The organism is Thermoflexus sp. (assembly GCF_042408815.1).
GTDB lineage: Bacteria > Chloroflexota > Anaerolineae > Thermoflexales > Thermoflexaceae > Thermoflexus.
In genome coordinates, this window is record NZ_JBHOQR010000021.1 from 1 (window position 1) to 20,861 (window position 20,861).

17 protein-coding genes are annotated in these 20,861 nt (G+C 64.3%); 14 read left to right on the forward strand and 3 right to left on the reverse strand.

The annotated features are described in order from the left end of the window. The 8 genes from ACFMO3_RS06570 to ACFMO3_RS06605 form a co-directional block, all read left to right on the forward strand. Positions 1-2,017, forward strand: a 2,017-nt coding sequence (locus ACFMO3_RS06570) for a DNA topoisomerase (ATP-hydrolyzing) subunit A (protein WP_376789624.1), incomplete at its 5' end; no start/stop codon positions are given. Positions 2,018-2,240: 223 nt separating this feature from the next. Beyond that, on the forward strand, positions 2,241-2,981 hold the full coding sequence (locus tag ACFMO3_RS06575) for an MBL fold metallo-hydrolase (protein WP_376789625.1): 741 nt from the start codon (positions 2,241-2,243) through the stop codon (positions 2,979-2,981). A 215-nt stretch (positions 2,982-3,196) separates the two neighbouring features. Next, positions 3,197-3,325 carry a hypothetical protein gene (locus tag ACFMO3_RS06580; RefSeq protein WP_376789626.1) on the forward strand — a complete coding sequence of 43 codons (129 nt, stop codon included), beginning with the start codon at positions 3,197-3,199 and terminating at the stop codon, positions 3,323-3,325. Between the two features lie 272 nt (positions 3,326-3,597). Then, positions 3,598-4,518, forward strand: a complete 921-nt coding sequence (locus ACFMO3_RS06585) for an ABC transporter ATP-binding protein (protein ID WP_376789627.1) — start codon at positions 3,598-3,600, stop codon at positions 4,516-4,518. A 13-nt stretch (positions 4,519-4,531) separates the two neighbouring features. Then, a complete protein-coding gene (locus ACFMO3_RS06590; protein WP_376789628.1) occupies positions 4,532-5,260 on the forward strand; it encodes an ABC transporter permease subunit in 729 nt (242 codons plus the stop codon). After that, a complete protein-coding gene (locus tag ACFMO3_RS06595; protein WP_376789629.1) occupies positions 5,257-6,831 on the forward strand; it encodes a GldG family protein in 1,575 nt (524 codons plus the stop codon). The genes ACFMO3_RS06590 and ACFMO3_RS06595 overlap by 4 nt, the downstream gene beginning before the upstream one ends. A gap of 57 nt (positions 6,832-6,888) precedes the next feature. Next, positions 6,889-7,512: a DUF4340 domain-containing protein gene (locus ACFMO3_RS06600; RefSeq protein ID WP_376789630.1), complete on the forward strand. Its 624-nt coding sequence runs from the start codon at positions 6,889-6,891 to the stop codon at positions 7,510-7,512. Positions 7,513-7,594: 82 nt separating this feature from the next. Continuing rightward, positions 7,595-8,770, forward strand: coding sequence for a sigma-70 family RNA polymerase sigma factor (locus tag ACFMO3_RS06605; protein WP_376789631.1), 1,176 nt, complete (start codon positions 7,595-7,597; stop codon positions 8,768-8,770). 65 nt (positions 8,771-8,835) lie between these two features. On the opposite strand, the gene ACFMO3_RS06610 is transcribed toward ACFMO3_RS06605, so the two are convergent. Beyond that, positions 8,836-9,657: an XdhC family protein gene (locus tag ACFMO3_RS06610; protein WP_376789632.1), complete on the reverse strand. Its 822-nt coding sequence runs from the start codon at positions 9,655-9,657 to the stop codon at positions 8,836-8,838. A 288-nt stretch (positions 9,658-9,945) separates the two neighbouring features. Here ACFMO3_RS06610 and rsgA point away from each other — a divergent pair, with 288 nt between their 5' ends. Further along, positions 9,946-10,869, forward strand: a complete 924-nt coding sequence (rsgA, locus tag ACFMO3_RS06615) for a ribosome small subunit-dependent GTPase A (RefSeq protein ID WP_376789633.1) — start codon at positions 9,946-9,948, stop codon at positions 10,867-10,869. Positions 10,870-10,921: 52 nt separating this feature from the next. Next, positions 10,922-11,203 (forward strand): Uma2 family endonuclease, encoded by a 282-nt coding sequence (locus ACFMO3_RS06620; RefSeq protein ID WP_376789654.1) that lies wholly within the window; start codon positions 10,922-10,924, stop codon positions 11,201-11,203. A gap of 57 nt (positions 11,204-11,260) precedes the next feature. On the opposite strand, the gene ACFMO3_RS06625 is transcribed toward ACFMO3_RS06620, so the two are convergent. Further along, positions 11,261-15,955, reverse strand: a complete 4,695-nt coding sequence (locus ACFMO3_RS06625; RefSeq protein ID WP_376789634.1) for a DUF2298 domain-containing protein — start codon at positions 15,953-15,955, stop codon at positions 11,261-11,263. Positions 15,956-16,214: 259 nt separating this feature from the next. Between ACFMO3_RS06625 and ACFMO3_RS06630 the strand changes: the two genes are divergently transcribed. The 3 genes from ACFMO3_RS06630 (at position 16,215) to ACFMO3_RS06640 (ending at position 19,389) form a co-directional block, all read left to right on the forward strand. Further along, positions 16,215-17,411, forward strand: coding sequence for a glycosyltransferase family 4 protein (locus ACFMO3_RS06630; RefSeq protein ID WP_376789635.1), 1,197 nt, complete (start codon positions 16,215-16,217; stop codon positions 17,409-17,411). 12 nt (positions 17,412-17,423) lie between these two features. Next, on the forward strand, positions 17,424-18,377 hold the full coding sequence (locus ACFMO3_RS06635) for a patatin-like phospholipase family protein (RefSeq protein ID WP_376789636.1): 954 nt from the start codon (positions 17,424-17,426) through the stop codon (positions 18,375-18,377). Between the two features lie 67 nt (positions 18,378-18,444). Beyond that, positions 18,445-19,389 carry an ROK family protein gene (locus ACFMO3_RS06640; RefSeq protein WP_376789637.1) on the forward strand — a complete coding sequence of 315 codons (945 nt, stop codon included), beginning with the start codon at positions 18,445-18,447 and terminating at the stop codon, positions 19,387-19,389. Between the two features lie 95 nt (positions 19,390-19,484). Here ACFMO3_RS06640 and ACFMO3_RS06645 read toward each other — a convergent pair whose 3' ends face one another. Further along, positions 19,485-20,075, reverse strand: coding sequence for a molybdenum cofactor guanylyltransferase (locus tag ACFMO3_RS06645; protein WP_376789638.1), 591 nt, complete (start codon positions 20,073-20,075; stop codon positions 19,485-19,487). Positions 20,076-20,355: 280 nt separating this feature from the next. Here ACFMO3_RS06645 and ACFMO3_RS06650 point away from each other — a divergent pair, with 280 nt between their 5' ends. Next, positions 20,356-20,835: a polymer-forming cytoskeletal protein gene (locus ACFMO3_RS06650; protein WP_376789639.1), complete on the forward strand. Its 480-nt coding sequence runs from the start codon at positions 20,356-20,358 to the stop codon at positions 20,833-20,835. Positions 20,836-20,861: the final 26 nt, after the last annotated feature.

The following is a 20,861-nucleotide window of genomic DNA, read 5'->3' on the forward strand; positions in this document are numbered from 1 at the left end:
GTTGAAGGAGCCGGTGGTGCTGCCGGCGAAGGCGCCGCAGCTGCTGATCAACGGGGCCTCGGGGATCGCGGTGGGGATGGCCACCAGCATCCCCCCCCACAACCTGAGCGAGGTCTGCGATGCCCTGTGCTACATGATCGATAACTGGGGCCGCCTGGATCGCATCACGGTGGATGATCTGATGGCTTTCATCAAGGGCCCGGATTTCCCGACCGGCGGGGTGGTGTTCCGCTATGCCGATGATGGCGAGACCGATGCGGTGCGGACCGCTTACGCGGTGGGGAAGGGGCAGTTCGTGGTTCAGGCCCGCGCCCATATCGAAGAGGCGGAGCGGGGGAAGGTGCGGATCGTGGTGACGGAGCTGCCCTATCTGGTGAACAAGGCCGCCCTCATCGAGCGGATCGCCGAGCTGGTCCGGGAGGGACGGATCGAGGGGATCACCGATTTGCGAGATGAGTCCGACCGACGGGGGATGCGGCTGGTGATCGAGGTGGCCCGGACTGCGGATCCCCGCGAGGTGCTAACGGCCCTTTACAAACACACGCCCCTCCAGACCACCTTCGGCGTGCAGATGCTGGCTCTGGTGGATGGGGAGCCGCGCCTGCTGCCTCTGAAGAAAGCCCTTCAGCTCTTCGTGGAGCACCGCCAGCAGGTGATCCGGCGTCGCAGCGAATACGAGCTGGCCCGGGCCCGGGAGCGCGCGCATATCCTGGAGGGGTTACTGACCGCCCTAGCGCACCTGGATGAGGTGATCGCCCTGATCCGGCGCTCGAAGGACGCCGAGGAAGCCAAAGCAGGTCTGATGCGGCGCTATCGGCTGACGGAGGCTCAGGCGCTGGCTATCCTGGAGATGCCCCTGCGGCGGCTGGCGCGGCTGGAGCGGGAGAAGATCGAAGCTGAATACAAAGAGAAGCAGCGCCGGATCCGGGAGCTGGAGGATTTGCTGGCTCACCCGAAAAAGATCTTAGGGGTGATCCGGGGGGAACTCCAGGAGCTCAAGGCGAAATACGGAGACGCGCGGCGGACGTTCATTGCGGACCGGGCGCGGGGGGCCCTTACGGTCGAAGATCTGATGCCGAATCAGCCGGTCTGGGTGACGATCACCGCTGGCGGCCGGATCCTCCGAACACCGCTTCGGGGTGGGCCGGCATGGTCCCATGGAGATCAACCGGTGGCGCTGGTGCGGGGGAGCACTCGTGGCGCCGTGGTGCTTTTCACGGACCGAGGGACGGCGGCGGCGGTGGCCGTGCATCGGATCCCGGAGGGCGAGGAGGGGATTCCCATCCCGGACCTGGTTGCCCTCCCGGAGGGGGAAACCGTGGTGGCCGCACTGCCGATGCCGGGGCGGATCGATGCCAACGGAGCAGGCCCCTATGTGTTCCTCGTGACCCGGAATGCCATGTGCAAACGCGTGGCCTGGGCGGACCTGAACCGACCCGGCGCCTTCCCGGCGATGGGAATCGCGAAGGAGGATGCTCTCGTGTCGGCTTTCACCACCTATGGAGAGGGTGAAATCCTGATGGCCACCGCCGCAGGCCAGGCGATCCGCTTCGCCGAGGAGGAGGTGCGGGTGATGGGCCTGAGTGCCGCTGGGGTACTGGGCCTCAAGCTCGGAGAGAAGGATCAGGTGATCGGGGCGGCCCTGGTGAAGCCTCAAGGGGCTATTGTCATCGGAACGGCTCACGGCTTTATGAAGCGCACGGCGGCGAGGGAATACCCCCGCCAGGGCCGATATGGAGTGGGCGTGCAGACGGCAATGGTTTCCGAGAAAACCGGGCCGGTAGTTGGAGTTGCCGCGGTGGAGGAGGATGAAACCCTGTGGGTGGTAGGCAGCCGGGGGACAGTGAAAGCGGTGAAGGTGAAGGATCTTCCCCGGGCCGGCCGGGCACGGCCCGGGACGGCGGTGGTCAACTTGAAGAGCAACGAGACCATGATTCGTTTGATCGCCCCGGCTGCTTTGGAGAGGGGAAGGGGACGGAACGATCGTAAGGAGAGCCGGAGGAAGCGCCAGCGGTAGGTCCGGATGGGCGAGGGCCGGCGGGGCGCATGGCTTCGCGGATCGCCCCTCGATCCCAGGGCCTGGATTCGCCACGGTTCCTCCATTGGGCCGTGATACTTCTTCGGGGACGCTTTTCACGTTTCGCGGGATGAGCTCACCCCCCACCCTCAGCGGTGTGTTCCTCCCGGCCCTCAGGATCCCTATCCTTGGCCGACCTGTGCTGGGAATGGAGTGTGAATCGATGGCGCTCTGGCTTCTGGGGACCTCAGGTGCTGTGCCGGATTCCCAACGGGATTATGTCGCGCTGGTCGTGGAGCATGCCGGCCGCCTGATTCTGATCGAGGCGGGGGGATCGCCGCTCCATCGCCTGAGCCGCATGGGCCTGGATCCAGGGCGCTTGGAGGGGGTTTTCCTCTCCCATCGTCATCCCGATCATCTCAGTGCGCTGCCTGTACTTCTGATGGGATTATGGCTGCAAAAGCGAGCGCATCCCCTCTGGATCGCTGGGCCGGAAGATACGGTGGAACGGGCCCAGGCGTTGCTTGAGCTGTTCGAGTGGCGCTCCTGGAGCGGTATGTTTCCCGTGAACTGGCGGCCGATCCCGCTGGAGCATGGAGCCGTGGTGGAAGAAAGCGGGGGGATCCGTTTGACGGCTGCCCCTGTTTCCCACAGCGTCCCCACACTGGCCCTGCGGATCGAGCTCCCGGATGGGGTGGCCGTCTATTCCGCAGATACGGCGCCATGCCCGGAGATCATCCGCCTGGCCCGCGAGGCCGACGTCCTGATTCACGAGGCGACAGGCTCATATCCCGGGCATACCCCTCCGGAGGGCGCGGGTTGGGTGGCGCGGGAGGCCGGTGTCCGACGGCTCATTCTGGTGCATGTGCCGCCCGAAATCGATCCGGGGGAATGGAAGGCGCGCGCCCGGGAAGCTTTCCGGGGTCCGGTGGAGGTGGGATGGGATGGGATGCGGGTGATGTGAGGGGGAGATCGAAGCCCATCGGTTTCGGGAGACCCGGGCCGCCTGCACGCTGGAGGCCCGCGCGCTGTTCGACGCGGATAAGCGGGACGCGCTGGGGATCATCGGCCTGGCCCGTCTCTTTGCCTACAGGGGCGCGCATCGACATCCACTCTGGATGCCAGTTTGGGAAAGAGGAAGGCCCTGCGGCCTCCGCGGCCCATGAGTTCTTCCGCAAGATGTGTTTCCTGCCTGAGCGGATGCAGACGGAGACCGGATGGCGATGGGTGGAAGTCCGTCTGAATCGGAGGCGGAAAGTCATCGAGTGGCTGGAGATGGAGATGTGGAGGGAGGATTTCGATGGTTGAGGGATTTGACAGGCTTTCTTCGAGTTGCCTATATTGAATTGTGATGTATAAAAACCCACCGGGTTGGAAGGGCGAGGCTTTGCCCATGTCCCTCTCAGAGGGCGGACTGGCCCTCGGGTTCCGCCCGCCGTCGGCATTCTGCCTGCTTGACCTCAATCGGCAGGTGACATACCATCGTGCCGGCGCGGATCATCCCTGATGAAGAGGCATCCTGATTCCGTGGCTGTCGGAGCTTACGTCGCGCAGCGCATCTCAGGCTGGGGTGAGGTCTTATGATCGAAGCGGAGGGATTGACCAAAATCTATGGCAATCGAGTGGTGGCCATCGAGGATGTGACGTTCCGGGTGGAGCGAGGCCAGATCGTTGGCTTCCTGGGCCCGAACGGGGCGGGGAAGACGACGACCATGCGCATCCTTACCGGCTACATGCCGCCCACCCGAGGCCGCGCGCGCATCGCCGGCTACGACACTGTGCTCCAATCTCTGGAGGCTCGTCGGCACATCGGATATCTTCCGGAGACGGTGCCGCTGTATCCCGAGATGAGCGTTCGCGCTTATCTGAGTTTCATGGCGGAGATCCGCGGCCTCCCGAACCGGAAAGCCGCGGTGGAGCGCGCCATGGCCCTCACCGGTCTGGAGGATCGAGCCGATGTTCTGATCGGCAAGCTCTCCAAGGGATATCGCCAGCGGGTGGGGTTGGCTCAGGCCATCCTGCATAACCCGGATGTTCTGATCCTGGATGAGCCCACCATCGGCCTGGATCCCCGGCAGGTGAGAGAAGTCCGCGATCTGATCCAGGAGCTGGGGAAAACCCACACCATTCTGCTTTCCACTCACATTCTGGCGGAGGTCCAGCAGATCTGCGATCGTGTCCTGATCATCCACCGGGGGCGGATCCGGGCGGATATGACCCTGGGCGAGGCGCTGCGCAGCCGGCGGCCGGATCGGGTTTTCCTCCGAGTGGAGGGAGGCGACCAGAAGATCCCCGAGGTCTTAAGCGCGCTGCCGGGGGTACGCCGCGTGGAGCGGCTGGAGTCGGGCGTGTATGAGGTCGAAGTGGCAAATACTGCCCGCGAGGATCCCAGCCCGGCCATCGCGGAAGCGGTGGTGCGCCAGGGCTGGCGGCTGCTGGAGCTTCGCCCGGTTGGCCTCACTTTGGAAGCCCTCTTCCTCCAGGTCACCGCTCAGGATTGAGGAGGTTGTTTCCATGCGGAAACTGTGGGCGATCGCCCGTCGCGAGCTGGGAGCCTATTTCGTCTCCCCGATCGCCTATCTGGTCGGGGCAGCTTTTCTGGCTATGATGGGTTTCTTCTTCTACACCGACGTGATCTTCACGATCCTCAGCCGTTCCGAGCCGACCATGCGTTATATCTTTGGGGTCATGACCACCATCCTGCTCTTCGTGGCCCCGGTGCTGACCATGCGCCTGCTGGCGGAAGAACAGCGGCTGGGGACCCTGGAGCTGTTGCTGACAGCGCCCGTTCGGGACTGGGAAGTAGTGCTGGGGAAGTATCTAGCGGCGCTGGGGTTTTACCTGGGTCTTCTGATCGTTACCGGCGTATATCCTCTTTTGCTCTTCTGGATGGGGGGCAACCCAGACATGGGGCCCATCCTCTCCGGCTATCTGGGGATGTTTCTGTTCGGGGCAGCCCTGCTTTCCATTGGCCTGTTCTCTTCCTCCCTCTCTCAGAACCAGGTGGTGGCGGCCGTGGTGGGGATCGGGTTGGTGATCCTGCTGGCGGTGGCCAGCCTTCCCGCGGATGGGATCACCAATCCCACGCTGCAGCAGATCCTGAACCATATCGATCTGCGGAATCATCTCATGAACTTCCGCCGCGGCCTGATCGACACCAGCGATGTGGTGTATTACCTGAGCGTGAGCGCGGCTTTCCTTTTGCTCACAGTTCAGATCCTGAACTCGCGGAGGTGGCGATGAACCTGGCCCGGCCGTCGGAATCGATCCTCCGGGCGCTGTGGGGGCTGGCCCTGCTGGCGCTCGTCGCCGCGGGGGTGGCATGGGGGATCGAGGGGCGATTCGGCGCACCCGCCGTGATCACTCTGATTCTGGCGATCCTGCTCAGCGGGATCGCTGTGTATCTCGCCCCTGAGCAGGTCCGTGCCTGGATCGGGGGGCGCCCCTTTGCCTTCGGGGCGAACGCGGTGCTGGCCAGCGCCGCCTTCATCGGTATTATGGCGCTGCTGAACATTTTGGCCGTCCGCCACGCCCAGCGCTGGGATCTGACCGCGGAAAAACGCTTCTCTCTTTCCCCGCAGACCCTGCAGATCTTACAGAGCCTTCCGGAGCCCGTGGAAGCCATGGCCTTCTTCTCCCAGAATTTCCAGTTCGCCCGCCAGGATGCGGAAGATCTGCTGGATCAGTATCGGCATTACAGCAATGGGAAGTTCTCCTACCGGTTCATCGACCCGGTGGCCCAGGCCTCCCTGGCCCGGCAGTGGGGGGTCACCCGGGATGGCACTATCCTTTTTGTCATGAAGGATCGCCGCCAGGAGGTCACGCTTTATAACGAGCAGGAGTTCACCGCGGCGCTGGTGAAGCTGATCCGCCCCACTCAGCCGAAAATCTATTTCCTCACCGGCCATGGGGAGCGGGACGTGAACGAAGAGGGAGACAACGGTTACGCGCAGGTCCGTCGGGCGCTGGAGCGGGAAGGTTATCAGGTGGAGTCCCTGAATCTGGCCGTGACCTCGACCGTTCCTGCTGACGCGGCGGTGATCATCCTTGCTGGGCCTGTGCGGCCGTTGCTGGATCGGGAGGTGGAGACGCTAAAGAGCTATCTCAATGCCGGGGGGCGCATGCTCATCGCCCTCGATCCTTCCCTGCAGATCTCAGGGGCAGGGGTGGCTGAGTCCATCAATCGGGTTCTGGAGGATTGGGGGGTCGCTTTCCGGGAAGATGTGATCATCGATCCGGTGAGCTCGATGTTTACGGATCCCCTGACGCCGCTTTCCAGCCGCTATGGCTTCAGCCCGATCACCGAGAAGCTGCGGGGCATCGCCACCGCCTTCCCAGCCGCCCGATCCATCGAAGAGGTCCGCAGCCAGCCGGATCGATTCCGGGTCGTCCGTCTGGTGGAGACCAGCGGCCAGAGCTGGAGCGAGACGGATCTGGCGGGGGTGCGCCAGGCGCTGAATCAGGGGCGCCTTCCCTCGCCAGCGGGGAAGAAGCCCGGCCCGCTGGCCCTGGCCCTCACGGTGGAGCAGGTGAATGGGAAAGGGCGGTTAGTTCTCTTTGGGGATGCGGATTTCGCCGCTAATCAGAACGTGGGGGCCAATCTGCCGTTTGCGAACCTGGATCTTTTTGTGAACGCGGTGAATTGGCTGTCCGAATCCGAAGCTCTGATCGGGTTGCGTCAGTCGCCGGCCTCCACCGTTCGCGCCCTGAGCGCCACGCCAGCCCAAATCCGCACCGTCTTTATGCTGACGGTGGTGATGATGCCGTTAACCGTGCTAGCGGTCGGCGCCCTGGTATGGTGGCAACGTCGCTGAGGGCGTCCCTTGCCGCCCCACCCCAGAAGCCGCGTTTTCCATCGGAGGTGATCGGAGATGAAACGATGGGGCACGCTGGGCTTGGTCCTCGCTTTTCTGGTTCTGGCGCTCTTTGTATACTTAGAACCGAAGATCACCGCTCGTCCGACCCCTACTCCAGGGGCGTCCCGCAATCTGCTGGACGTGAACAGCGCCGCCATTCGAAGAATCCGAGTGATCGATCATGCCAACCATGCCGAGGCGGAGGTCGAACGGGATACCAGCGGGCAGTGGTTTCTGACCGTTCCCACACGTCATCTGGTCCGCCAGGACACTATCGACACCTTAGCGGAAGGGTGGGCCACACTCTTCGTGCAGCAGGTCATCTCGGATGTCGCGGATCTTTCCGCTTATGGATTGGTGACACCCACTTATACCATTGTGATCAGCGCGACGGATCGGGTCTTCACGGTAACCGTCGGCGCCCCAACGCCGATCGGAGGTGGCTATTACGTGCGCCGGGAGGGGGATCCCGCCGTGTATGTGGTGGGGACCTTTGCGATCGATGAGGCGAAGAAGCTGGTCACCCAGCCGCCGCTGGTGACTCCTACGCCCACGCCCACCATCACGCCGACGCCAACGGCGACGCCGACTCCCACGGCAGGGCCCTCGCCGACACCAGGGGCGACTCCGACTCCTTGACCTGCGGATATCCTGATGGAAACGCTGGGCTCAGCTGTTCGCGGATGGGATGTTTTGAATCCTTAAGGAGGGATTCCTGACTATGGTGGAGGACATGCAGACTTCCAACCTCCCAGCGCTGGATCAGCTCCTCGCTCTCGGGCGATCCCGGGGATATGTCACCTTCGAGGAGATCCTGCAGGTTTTTCCGGAGGCGGAGAACGATGTGGACCGCCTGGATGAGATTTTTGCCGCTCTCCTGGAGGCCGGCGTGGAAGTCACGGATGCTCCGGAGGAAGAGGGCCCGGGCCTGGAGCTGGAGGAGAATGGAGAGGAGGCCTGGGGGGAAGAGGATCTGGAAGAGGCGTTGGAGTCCGATGACACCCTTGCCCTCTACCTGAAGGAAGTCGGGCGGATCCCCCTGCTTACGCCGGAGGAAGAGGTTGCCCTTGCACAACGGATTGAGCGGGGCCGCCAGGCAGAGCGCCGTCTGGCCCAAGGGAACCTCTCCCCGGAAGAGCGACGTCGCCTGGAAGAGATCGCAGCGGATGGGCGAGCCGCTCAGGATCACCTGATCCTGGCCAACACCCGCCTGGTGATCAGCGTGGCCAAAAAATACATCGGACGGGGCCTGCCCCTTTCCGATCTGATCCAGGAGGGCAACATCGGCTTGATCCGGGCGGTCAAGAAGTTTGACTGGCGGCGGGGTCACAAATTCTCCACCTATGCGACGTGGTGGATTCGTCAGGCGGTCACCCGGGCCATCGCCGATCAATCCCGGACGATCCGGGTTCCGGTTCACATGGGGGATCAGATCAACCGGCTGTTGCGCCTGCAGCAACAGCTGGTGCAGGAGCTCGGCCGCGATCCGACGGTGGAGGAGCTGGCGGAGGCGATGGCCATCCCGCCTTCCCGGGTCGAGCAGCTGTTGCAGATGGCCCGCCAGCCCATATCTCTGGAGACGCCAACGGATGATGAAGAGGAGAGCGTGCTGGGGGATTTCATTGAGGATCGGGAGGCGGCCTCGCCCGCTGAAGCGGTGAGCCAGCAGATGCTTCGGGAGATCCTGCATGAAATCCTGGCCACCCTTTCCCCTCGCGAGGTGCGCATTTTGAAGCTGCGTTATGGCCTGGTGGACGGACGGATGTATACCCTGGAGGAGGTGGGGCGCAAGCTGGGGGTGACTCGGGAACGGGTGCGCCAGATCGAAGCGCAGGCCCTGGCTCGCTTGCGTCATCCCATCTACGCGCGACGGCTACGGGAATTCCTGCAGGAGTGAAAGGAGGGGGCAGGCGCCTTCGACGCCTGCCCTCAGGCTCCCCCGTGGCTCAACCGCCTGTTTTTTCATGCGAGCTCCCGGAGCGCCTGCTGAAGATCGACGGCCATCGGCATCCCGCTTCCTCCCCGGCGGATCGCAATGATTTCCGCCATGATCGATACGGCGATCTCCTCGGGGGTCTCTGCATTAAGCTCCAGGCCCACCGGTGACCGGACCCGGGCCAGCTGTTCAAGGGGAATCCCTTTTTCCCGTAAAACCTTCGCCGTGAGCAGCCAGCGCCGCTTTGAGCCGATTACCCCAATGTAAGGCGCCGGGGTGTCCAGGATCAGCGGGAGGATCCGCACGTCCAGGGGATGGTTGCGGGTGGTGAGCACCACATAGGTCCGGGCATGGATGGGAGCTCCGGGGAGCGCTTCCTCCGGCGGCCCAATCAGGAAGCCATCCGCATCCGGGATCCATTCGGGCGTGCAGAACTCCGGCCGATCGTCGCTGACCAGCACCCGGAAGCCCATCCATTTGGCGAGGTGGGCCAGGGCTCGACCCACATGCCCTGCCCCGATGATCAGGATCGTTGGGGGAGGAAGCAGGGGCTCAATGAAGATCTCTACCTCCCCTCCACAGACGCCCGGATCGCCCTGTTTGGGATCCGAGAGCATATAGCGGACCACCCGGGGATGGCCCTCCTGAAGTGCCTGGAGGGCCTCCTGGATCACTCGGGCTTCCATCTCCCCACCGCCGATGGTTCCCCGGATCTGGCCATCCGGATAGACCAGCATCTTGGCCGCCTCATGGCGGGGAACGGATCCACGGGCCCGGATGACGGTGCACAGGGCCACCGGGCGGTTTTCCTCACAGGCTTTGATCACCTCACGATAGAGATCCCACATGGACCGGAATCCTCCCTTGCCGATTCCATCAAGGATTCGCCTGCTTTTCATTTTATTAGGAGAGAGCGGGCTCTGCTCTTCCCGGATCCCCACAGAGATGCTGGAAGGTTCTCCAGGAGGGGGCGGCTGCGGGCCTCCTTCCTCCACCCCCTGTCGGGATGGGTGAGATCCTCGAATAGCCTTAGATCAGCACAGGGCACGGAGCGGGAGAGTTCAGGTAAGATGTATAGATGTATAGATCTCCTGATCCGGAGAGCCCAGCTCTCCGGCAAAGGAGGTGAACCGGGGATGAGCGGGCGGGAGGAAGGATTGGTGATCCGGGTGCTGGGCGCGGCCTATGATGTGCAGGGACCGGATGGGGTGGTGCGATGTGTGTTGCGGGGACGATTGCGTCATCAGGCGGAGGGACCCCAGCGCCCGGTGATCGGCGATCGCGTGGAATTCGAGCGGGTCACGCCCCGGGAGGGTGCCATCGTGGCCATCCTTCCCCGGCGCACCGCGCTGGTGCGTCGGGAGCCCCTGGATCCCAGCAAAGCCCATGTCATCGCGGCCAATCTGGATCAGATCGTGGCCGTGTTCTCCGCCATTCCAGAGCCCGACCGGTTTCAGATCGATCGTTATCTGGCTGTGGCGGAAGCGAACGGCCTTTCGGCCATTTTGTGTATCAACAAAATGGATCTTGTGGAGGATCCCGAGTCGTTCCGTTCTTTATTTGCCGAATATGAAGCGCTGGGTTATCCAGTTCTGTATACCAGCGCGATCACCCGGGCGGGCCTGGACGCGCTGCGGGAACGGCTTCAGGGGAAGATCACGGCTTTTATTGGCCCTTCGGGGGTCGGAAAATCCAGCCTCCTGAACGCTCTCCAGCCGGGCCTGGCGCTTCAGATCGGGTCTATCAATCCTCGGACCGGGATGGGGCGCCACACCACCACCCGCAGCGAGCTGATCCCCTTCGATGGGGGATATCTGGCCGATACGCCTGGCCTGCGGGACATCGGGGTATGGGGGATCCGGCCGGAGGACCTGGCGGCTTGCTTCCCGGAGATGCGCCCCTATATTGGCCGTTGCGAGTTCTCGGATTGTCTGCATCTCGAGGAGCCCGGCTGCGCCATCCGCCGGGCGGTCGCGCGCGGGAAGATCAGCCGCCGCCGGTATGAAAGCTATCGGCGGATCCTGATCGATCAACAGGCGCAGGCGATGCGGTCATCGTAGTCGGAGGAGAGGGGGGATTTTCCGACTTCGTTGGAATCCGGGGCGGGGGCTCATCGATGGGGAGGTCATCGAGATGGCGCCGGTTGGGGGGATTCATGGGGAGCTGACCCTGGAGATCGGGCGGCATCCGCTCGGCCGCGGGGTTGGGGGAAATGTGGGGTTGATTGTGCGCCTACCGCAGGATCCCGAGCGGGGGCGGGCGCCGGATGTGGCGTTCATCGGGGCGGAACGGTTGCCGGAGGGGAAGTTGCCTTCGGGGCTCATTGGGGGAGCACCGGATCGGGCGGTGGAGGACGTGTTGCCCGGCCTGGCGATTCCCCTGGATAGCGCATAGTTCTGGGGCTGGGCCGGCCGCCGAGGGTGATCGGTCCAGCCTCGGGGAACCGGTCTCTCAGCGGGCCACCTCGTAAATCCGCACGCCCCCATTATCGAACACCACCCTGAGGTCCCCGCGCGCAATCAGAGCAGGGAACTTCTGGAATCCCTGGGGTGGGTAGTAGAGGCGTTCGGCGTAGCCATCCATCACATAGCGCACCCCGTAACGGCGTAGGATGGCCATCGCCTCCTCTGGATCCGGGGTCTCGTAAAACCGGTTGACATCCGCCTCGCGGCGCTGGATGAACGATTCGGGCACAATGCTCCGCTGCTGCCGCTGATGCCAGTCCCAGCCGAAGACCACGGGAAGCCCAACGAACATCGCGGCTCGACTGCGCAACCCTCGATAGGCAGGCGAGCGAATCGATTCCATGACCACAGGGGTTCCCTCGCTATACGCCTGGAGGAATTGCAATGCCTCCCACTCTTGGCGCACCGGATAGCGCACCCCCATTTCATCTGCGATCGCATTTTCCATGAAGGCGAAGCCATCCAGAGTTGGGCCCACAGAGGTATCCCAGCGATCATACAGGCGAGCGCGGGTAGCCAGGATCGGGTAGAGCAGGGCGGAGAGCAACAGAACCCCGAAGGCGCCGCGCCACAGGGAGCAGAGGAATGCAGGCCATCGGCATGCTGCATCCTCCACGGCGATCACGCCCATGGCCGCCGCGATGGCCCAGAGGAACCATACCTGGAGATAGAACTTAAAAACAGTATTCATCCGGCCGATGTCTCCCCGGAGCACGAGGAGCTCAACGCCCAGGGTGAGGGCGGCGGCCCCTGCCACCCAGAGCCAGAGGAGCCGCCGCTCTGGGATCTGGTAGGGGCGTAGGGCCAGGGCGGCGCCGATCAGGATCATGGGGACGGCGATCCCGGCCACGGGAGCCAGCCGTGCCCCTAGCACCCAGAGACCCAGGCCGATGGCCCCTGCCGCGACCCACCCCGCGGTTCCCAGGGGATCGGCCTCCCATCCCGCGAGGATCCACCGGAGCAGCCGCCGGCTCTCCCGCAGTAGCAAAAGGGAAATCGGCAGGAGGAATAAACCGTGCAACAGGAGATAAATGCCCAGGGGTGTGCGGTCCCCTTTCCATATCTCGAAGGATGTGTAAGCGGTCGCATAGTGGGCGAGGTAGGGGTAGAACAAGAGCGCGCCTAATCCGACGAAGGCGAGGCATCGGGCTATCCATCCCTCGATCCCGGCCCACGAGCGGAAATCCCGGCGTTCCCACGCGTTCAACGTCAGGGCGGCGAGGCCCAGCAGGATATGAGTGGGGTAATCCCAGGTGTTGGTCGGTCGCAGCGCGCCCACCAGAAGCGCCCCCAGCGTGAGCGCAACGATCCCCGAAGGTTCCCCCCAGCGAGACCTCCGCAGCCAGGCCAGCCCCATGAGCAGGGCAGCGAGCTGCAATGGGAAGGCCAGCATATGAGCATGGAGATCGGCATACAGGAAGGTGAAATAGGGGAACTCGGTGATCGGCGTGACATCGCGATCGGGGATGAGGCGGGTCGGGTTCCAGTACCACCACTCAATCCGGGCGGGCAGGGTGGCATGGCCGGTCAAGACCTCCCAGACCCCCTTCAGGGTCTCCTGGAAGGAGATCGATGCCGACCCGGTGGCCTCCGCGCCCACCTCCCCGAACAGGTCCGACAGCAATTTCAATTCCCCCAGATTCCCCACGCCCACAGCGAACAGCGCGGCGAGCAAGCCGGCGGCGATCGGTTTCCCCCGTGAGCGGGGCCACCAGGCCGTTGCCCCATGGGCGCCCACGGCGAAGGCCCCCATGGCCGTCAGGGCCGCCAGGGTGGGGATCGCCGCGTTGTAGGCGTAGCGGACATCGAACCCCAGGAGCTTTACTGGCGCGCCGATGAGGACGTAGCCGAAATAATAATAGTTGATATAGCCTCCGGCGAACCACGGATCATAGGGTGGAAAGCGCAGCGAGCGGATCGTCGCCAGAAGATAGGAGAGGTTCATGGGCTTCTCGCCGCCCATTACCGGATGCCAGAGATCTGGATGGGCGAACCGGATCAACAGCCACAGGGCGAAGGTTCCCAGGAACACCCCCGTTTCCATCCGCCAGAGGGGATTCCGCAGCGCTTCCCGGATGGCGGGCTGAGCCCGCCGCCACAGGAGGACATCGGCGGCCAGGCCGAGGATCAGCGTGAGGAGGATCGCCGTCCGTGTGAAATCCATGGCTCCGATGCTGGCCAGCAGCCACGGGGGGAAAGCCAACAGCAGCGGGCCGAGGAGATGGGCCAGCGCATAGCCCCGATCCGCGAGAGCCGGGAAGGCCCAGGCAACAAGGGGCCACGCCCACCATCCGAGCAGGAGGAAAAAGAGCAGCCAGACGATGACTCCAAGCAGCGGCCAGCGGTTGAGGGGATTCTTGGGTGGGAAGATCTCCCGGTAAGTCGAGGCGGCTTGCTGGCGCGCCCAGGCCGCCGGATCCAGCATCAGGAGGTTACGAGCCTGGGTATACTGGCGCGGCGTTTGCCAGACCACCTGGCTCAGGTCCACCGATTCCAGAACCTGACGGGCCCTCTCGATGGAGAAATCCGACTGCTTGCGGAAGATCCAGACCGGCGGATGATCGTAAACACTGAAAGCCTCCTCGGCTCCCCAGAAGGGCTCCTCGACCCCGAGAGGCGGGAGCTGGAAACCGATCCGACCGCCGATATCGTCGATCTCCAGCGGCCCCAGGCGAGGTTTGACGTGGAAGGCCGCGGCGAGCTCAAAGCCCAGCCGTCCCTCGAACAGGGCGCGGTAATAGGCGGTGGTCATGGGGTAGCGGAGCGGCAGGCGGGGGATCGACCAGACCAAGCGCTGGCTAGAGAGGATAATCCAGTCCGCCCGCTTCAGCCACTCCAGCGCCCGCGCCCGCTTTTCCTCCGTGTCATCGTCATACCATGTCAGCTCCATGCCCTGATACATCGCGAAAGCATCCCGGCCCTCCAGCCGCAGCGGCAGGCCATCATCCCAGTGCTCGTTGGCAATGACCGAGGAGGCTATCATGGCCGGCGCGCCATCGACCCGCAGGCGCACGATATAAGGGCCGGAGGGCAGAACGATCGGCTGGGGCAATACGACTTGGACCGGATCGCCATCGGGATGTTGGGCCGTGGCCGGGATGGACAGGTCGACTCGCAGCCGTTCCTGTCCGTCCGGGGTTTCCAGAGTCAGGCGAAGGATGCCCGGGGGATCGCCCAAGGTGCGCAGGTGGGGGATCTCAATGCTCGAGACGGTGAGGGAAGGGGTGATTTCCGTCGCGAGGGTCCGTTCGCCATCCACTTGGATCCGATTGGGAAGAGAGAGGGGATACAGGGGGGCTGTCGGATCGGCCGATCGGAGGGTGATCGCGCTGGGGACGTGGGCATACAGCCAGCGGGAGGCGGCCACCCGGGAGACCGGCTGCTGGTAGATCCCCGCGAATGCCATGGCCCATAGGGCCGTGCCGAGGAGGGTCCCGGCGATCCCGATTCGGGCCAACCATCGACCAGCCGGGCGAAGGATCCCCTGGAGCTGCAGCAGGCCCCAGGCCGCTGTCAGGGCCAGCGTGGGATAAATCGGTAGGAAATAGCGCATGGATTTGACCCACTGAGTCCCCATATACAGGAAATAGCCCCCTGTCCAGATCCAAAGCAACAGCCATCCCAGTGCCCCGGGATCCCAGCGCAACGATCCGGCATGCCATCGACGCCGCAAGGACAGCCCCAGGCCGAGCCATCCGAGCCATGCCGTCAGGCCGAAGGGGAGGCCCATTCCCCACAGCGCCATGTTTTTAAGAGGGAAGAAAATCGGCGCGCGATCGGTCCATTGATGGCCGGGCGGGTAATCGACGGCCCCGCTGATCAGCGCCTGGATCTCCCGCATATTTGCCAGCCAGCGGGGATCGGGGGTGATCCATCCGGCGAAGGCGTAGGGCATGCCCAGGCGGAAGGTCAGCAGGGTGGCGAGGCCGGCGATGCCCCAGGTCCTCCAGCGGGTCCGGCCGGATCCGCTGGCGATGAGCGCGGCGAAGGCCATTAAAGCGAAGAGCGGCCAGAGGTTGATGCGGGAGGCCAGCGCCGCCCCGGCTGCGATTCCGGTGAGGAGGGCCGTCGGGAGCCCTGGGCGCCGAACCATGCGAACCATCCCCAGCAGAGTGGCGGTGCTGAAGAAGGTAGCCCAGGTATCGGTGGTATAGAAGTGGGCCTGCTGGAGGTTCATCACACTGAAGGCCATCAGGGCGGCGGCCAGCAATGCTCCGCCCACTCCCATCTGTTCTATGCCAAGCAGGAAAGTAAGAAGCACCGTCCCGGTATCCAGCAGTGCCGAGAGGGCGCGGCCGAGGAGCGTGATCTCGTTGTAGCTCAACACATGTCCTTCCGGGAAGGGGCATGGAATCCGCCGCGCCTGGCAGAGGTCGTCCAGGATCTCCCCAGCCCCCCGGGTTAGGATGATCGGGAGGTCCCCATAGACGAAGAAGGTGTAGCCGCGGTTATAGGGGTTGAGCGGGGATCGGGCCGAGTCGAAATACTCGCTCAGGCTGCGGGGCCAGCTGAGGGCCTCCGTTACCATCGTGAGGAAGCGCTCATCCGGATGCAGGTGCTGGTTCTCATCCCAGTTCAACCCGATCGTCCGCAGATGGAAGGCGGCGATCAGCAGAGCCGCCAGCGCGAAGGTTACCAGAATGGCATGGATCTCCGAGCGGCGGGGTCGGATCGCGTTCATAAGCGGGTGCACCTCTAAAGGGTCCATGGCTTTCCCCCGGGGGACGTCGGAAGATGCCCCCTGGGGCCCGGAAACGGATGGGAAGGGATCATCCCGCATCCATGAGTTTGAGCCCAACCGGTAAGTCCTAATTATAATTTGGTGGCCCGGGGGCATCCGGATTGGGCATCCCGTCCCGGCCCAGCCGATGGGGCCTCCGGGGTCATGCCAGCCTAACCGCGCAACCCCCGTCTGAAGCGGGGGGAGATAGGGGCACATCATGGCGCGCATCCTGATCGACATCACGGCGGCGATTCGCCAGGGGGCGGGGATCGGGCGGTATGCCCGAGAGCTGACCCGCGCCATCCTGCGCATGTTCCCCCAACATCGGTATACGCTGTTTTATGCAGGTCCGGCTCGTTTCCCCCCGATCTGGGCGCAGGGCGCCCCGGTGCGCCTGCGGGCGGCCCCGCTGCCGGAGCGGGGGATGGTCTGGCTCTGGCATCGACTTTCGCTGCCCATCCCTGTAGAGCTCTTCGCTGGGCTGGCGGACCTGATCTACTCCCCGGATTTTCTCCTTCCTCCCACCCTTCCGGGTCGGCCTACCCTGCTGACCGTGCACGATCTCTCCTTCGAGATCATGCCGGAGACGCTTCCCGAGCCGCTGGTGGTGTATCTCCGGCGAAATGTGCCGCGTGCGGTGCGGCGGGCGACCCACATTCTGGCCGATTCGGAATCCACCCGCCGGGATCTCATTCGCCTCTGGGGGGTGCCGCCGGAGCGGATCACGGTGCTTTATAGCGGGGTTGAACCGCGCTTCCGCCCCGTTGAGGACCCGGAGCAGCAAGCGCGGGTGCGGGCGCGCTATGGGCTGGGGCCGTGGCCGTTCGTGCTCACGGTGGGCACCGTGCAGCCCCGCAAGAACTACCCGCGCCTCATTGAGGCCTTCGCGATCCTGGTCCGCGAAGGGATCTTCCCGCAAGGTCATCTGGTGATGGTGGGGGAACAGGGCTGGAAAGCCGAAGGGACCTTCGAGGCGATCCGACGCTCCGGGCTGGCGGATCGCATCCACTGGCTGGGCTTTGTAGCGGACGAGGACCTGCCGGCCCTCTATTCCGCTGCCGCGGCCTTTGCGCTGGTTTCCCGCTATGAGGGCTTTGGATTGCCGGCCCTGGAGGCGATGGCGTGCGGGGCACCGGTGGTGGTCTCGCGAACCTCCTCCTTGCCGGAGGTGGTCGGCGAGGCGGGGGTGCTGGTGGATCCAGAATCGGTGGAGGACATCGTGCGGGGGCTGCGTGCCGTGCTGGAGGATCCCGAGCGGCAGGCCCGGTTGCGGATGGCGGGCCTGGAACGGGCCCGCCGGTTCACGTGGGAGGCTGCGGCCCGGCGCTGGTATGAAGTCGTCGATCCGTTGTTACAGGGACAGGCTCCTATAATGGGGAAAAGGGGCTCTTCCCAGGAACAACCCCTAGGATGAGGCGAGGCCGGCATGGCGCGACGGGCCTTCGTGCTGAGCGGGGGCGGGAACCGCGGTCCGCTTCAGGTCGGTGCGTTGAAGGCGCTGCTGGAGTGGGGGATCGATCCCGATCTCCTGGTGGGGACCTCCGCCGGGGCCATTAACGCCGCCGCTCTGGCGGCGGATCCCACCATCGAAGGGGTGGAACGCCTGGCCGCGGCGTGGCGGAGCGTCCGCCGGAAAGACATCTATCCGGGCAATCGGCTCACGGTTCTATGGCGCCTGCTCACCCGCCAGGATAGCCTGTTCGATGGATCAGGATTGCGGCGGGTTCTGCAGGCCCATCTCCCCTCCGGTGTCCGCACGTTCGGGGATCTCCAGCGGCCCTGCTATGTCACAGCCGCGGATTTGCGCACCCAGCGCCTGATCCTTTTCGGCGACGATCCCTCCGCGCCGTTGCTGGAAGCGGTCCTGGCCAGCGCGAGCGTCCCGGTGATCCATCCGCCGGTGCGTTTCCGGAACATGCAGCTGGTGGACGGCGGGGTGGTTGCGGTGGTGCCGATCACCATCGCCCTGGAGAAGGGGGCGGAGGAGCTTTACATCCTCGATCTGAGTTTCAGTCCTCAGGTGCTTCCCCCGCGGCGTGGGCTGGCGGAGATCGCCATGACCGCCTATCAAACCCTGCTGAGCGAGCAGATCCTGGACGACCTGTATGATGCACTGCAATCCCATGCGACGGTGCATCACATCTGCCTGACCGCTTTTCGGGAGATCTCTTTTCTGGATTTCTCCCGGACGGCGCAGATGCTGGAGGCGGGCTATGAGGCCATGCGGCGCTATCTGGAGGATCCCCGGCCGAATCAAGTTTGCGAAGTGACCGCCGAGGGCATACGAGCTCTGGCCGCGCCGGCCATCCCGGGCGGAGGCCGCTGTTACCTCCCTCCCCAACGTCGGCGGTTGCTTCATTGGGAGGCGCCGAAGGGTTGAGAGGCCGCGTTGCGGGTTTTCCCGGGCGCTCCGGATCTGTTCAAGACTCACGCGAACGGAGGCCATCATGGTTTACATTGCTGTGGATCTCGGGGGGACGAACATCCGGGTTGCTCGCTGCAATGCGGAGGGACAAATCCTAGCTCGGGTGGGATACCCCACCCGGGCGGAAGAGGGCGTGGAGGCGGTGATCGCCCGGATTATCCACGCGATCCAGGAGGTCTGGCCAGCGGATGAGCCGGTGGAGGCGATGGGGGTAGGCGTTCCTGGTCCCCTCGATCCACACACCGGGGTGGTGCTCACCGCGCCCAATTTGGGGTGGGAGAATGTCCCCTTGGCCGATCGCCTTCGGGACCAGTTCCACGTGCCCTGTTTTGTCGGCAACGATGCCAACCTGGCTGCGCTGGGGGAATGGCAATATGGGGCGGGTCGCGGCCATAAGCACATGGTATATCTGACGATCAGCACCGGCATTGGGGGAGGAGTCATTACCCACGGCGTGTTGCTCGAGGGCGCCCACGGGTTGGGAGCGGAATTGGGGCACATCGTGGTGGAAGCGAAAGAGGGGCCGCGCTGCGGTTGTGGGCAGATCGGGTGTCTGGAGGCCGTGGCCTCTGGGACGGCCATCGCCCGCATGGCCCAGGAGGCGTGGGCGCGGGGCGACCCTGTCCCCTGGCCGGATCCTTCTGGGGTCACGGCAAAGGATGTTGCGGAGGCCGCCGCCCGGGGAGATCCGATAGCCGGAGCCATTATGGATCGAGCGGCGTTCTATCTGGGCGTGGGGATCGCCACCTTCTGGCACATCTTCAACCCAACCCTGATCATCCTGGGCGGCGGCGTGATGAAAGCCGGGGACTGGTTTCTGGAGAAGATCCGGACATATGCTCGGGAGCGCGCGATGACGCTGGCTTATGTGACGCCCATTGTCCGGACTGCCCTGGGAGACCATGTCGGGCTGCTCGGGGCCCTGGCTTATGCCCGGATGCGATGCGCCCAGGGATCGCCGGCATAACTCTCCTGCTCCGAGGGGCTTCCAGGGCCGCCGAACGCCGTCCCCCCCGGGGGTCCCAGGAGCCATGGAGGGTTATCCCGCCCCCATGAAAGGGGTCAGTCCTCAGGAAGCTCTTCCTGGAGCCGTTTCCAGTCCTCCGGGGTATTGATGTTGCGCCACGAACGGCCCTCCGGGTCCACCGCGTGCCAGATGGCGGGGGGAAGATAGCGCACCCGGATCGCCGGGTAAAAGGCCAGCATCGCCCGTTGCCCGCAGGCCAGGGCAGAGGCGATGGCGTTGAGGCAGGAGGCCCGATACAGTGCGTGCAGCGGCTCCGGGCGCCCTTGGTCATCCAGCAGGACGACGGCGTCGGCTTCCCTGCGCTGCTCGAACATCCATTCCACCACCTGTGGATCCACCAGGGGCATATCGCACGCCATGGCGAAAGCCCATTCATGGCGCGCGCTCAACAGACCGGACCACAGCCCTCCCAGAGGGCCAACGGGTGGCCAGGGATCGGGGACGAGGCGAGCGTTGAGGCCCTGAAAGGGTTTAAGGTCGGGGGCGATCAAGATCACATCGTCGGAGATCGGGCGGAAGCGATCGATCAGATCGGCGATCAGCGGGCGTCCCCTCCAGTCCAGGAAGGCTTTGTTCCTTCCCATCCGGCGGCTCTGGCCGCCGGCCAGGATCAGCACGCTATACATCGCGCCCTCCTTTTGGACCGCTGGCTTCAGCCGACACACTGCCCCGCAGGCAGGTCCGATCTCGGGCCATGCCCGATAGGGGGTATTCCTTCGGGGAGCGAGAAGTAAAGAAGGGCGCGCACTCATGGGCGATCCCGGTTGATCCCATCGCGCTTTGGGAATGGCAGGGCACGGAACGAAGCCGCCCGCTCGACCGCCTTAAACCCTCTTGATCAACGCTTTGACAGACCCGAACGGTTTTCTCTATAGTAGAGTATATCCATTCGTGAGGAGGCGAACAATGTTCGGACGATCGAAGCCGGAGAAAGCGCCCATAGCTCCCAGGCCAGTCAGCCCGGGCACACCGGTGGAGACCGTGCTGGGCCCGACCTGCGTGGTGAAAGGTCTGCTACAGGGCGATGGGACCATTCGGGTGGAAGGCGTGTTCGAGGGCTCCATGGAGATCAGCGGCAATCTGATCATCGGCGAGAGCGCGCGGGTTCGAGCGGAAGTGCGGGCGACCAATGTCTCGGTGGCCGGCATGCTCATTGGGAAGATCCATGCCTCTGGCCGGGTGGAGATCCTTTCCACCGGAAAGGTCTGGGGGGATATCAGCGCGGGCTCTCTGGTGATCGATGAAGGCGGGTACTTCCGGGGCCAATCAGTGATGCCCGGGGCGGAGCCGGAATTCCCGATGTTGGAGGCCCCTCGCGCGGAATCGGCCGAGCGAGAAGGGAAGGTGATCGACCTCGGCGCGCGGGAGGACCCGCAGGGCATGTAAGCGCGAAAATCCGGGGGATGGGATGT

Excerpts from the sequence above, each read along its gene's own strand:
- ACFMO3_RS06635 (WP_376789636.1), top strand. The coding sequence starts at position 17,424 with ATGGCGCGACGGGCCTTCGTGCTGAGCGGGGGCGGGAACCGCGGTCCG.
- ACFMO3_RS06610 (WP_376789632.1), bottom strand. The coding sequence starts at position 9,657 with ATGTGGGATCTCTATCGTGAGGTGATCAAAGCCTGTGAGGAAAACCGC.
- ACFMO3_RS06650 (WP_376789639.1), top strand. The coding sequence starts at position 20,356 with ATGTTCGGACGATCGAAGCCGGAGAAAGCGCCCATAGCTCCCAGGCCA.
- ACFMO3_RS06645 (WP_376789638.1), bottom strand. The coding sequence starts at position 20,075 with ATGTATAGCGTGCTGATCCTGGCCGGCGGCCAGAGCCGCCGGATGGGA.
- ACFMO3_RS06605 (WP_376789631.1), top strand. The coding sequence starts at position 7,595 with ATGGTGGAGGACATGCAGACTTCCAACCTCCCAGCGCTGGATCAGCTC.
- ACFMO3_RS06630 (WP_376789635.1), top strand. The coding sequence starts at position 16,215 with ATGGCGCGCATCCTGATCGACATCACGGCGGCGATTCGCCAGGGGGCG.
- ACFMO3_RS06590 (WP_376789628.1), top strand. The coding sequence starts at position 4,532 with ATGCGGAAACTGTGGGCGATCGCCCGTCGCGAGCTGGGAGCCTATTTC.
- ACFMO3_RS06600 (WP_376789630.1), top strand. The coding sequence starts at position 6,889 with ATGAAACGATGGGGCACGCTGGGCTTGGTCCTCGCTTTTCTGGTTCTG.
- ACFMO3_RS06640 (WP_376789637.1), top strand. The coding sequence starts at position 18,445 with ATGGTTTACATTGCTGTGGATCTCGGGGGGACGAACATCCGGGTTGCT.
- rsgA (WP_376789633.1), top strand. The coding sequence starts at position 9,946 with ATGAGCGGGCGGGAGGAAGGATTGGTGATCCGGGTGCTGGGCGCGGCC.
- ACFMO3_RS06595 (WP_376789629.1), top strand. The coding sequence starts at position 5,257 with ATGAACCTGGCCCGGCCGTCGGAATCGATCCTCCGGGCGCTGTGGGGG.
- ACFMO3_RS06625 (WP_376789634.1), bottom strand. The coding sequence starts at position 15,955 with ATGAACGCGATCCGACCCCGCCGCTCGGAGATCCATGCCATTCTGGTA.
- ACFMO3_RS06580 (WP_376789626.1), top strand. The coding sequence starts at position 3,197 with ATGTGTTTCCTGCCTGAGCGGATGCAGACGGAGACCGGATGGCGATGG.
- ACFMO3_RS06575 (WP_376789625.1), top strand. The coding sequence starts at position 2,241 with ATGGCGCTCTGGCTTCTGGGGACCTCAGGTGCTGTGCCGGATTCCCAA.
- ACFMO3_RS06585 (WP_376789627.1), top strand. The coding sequence starts at position 3,598 with ATGATCGAAGCGGAGGGATTGACCAAAATCTATGGCAATCGAGTGGTG.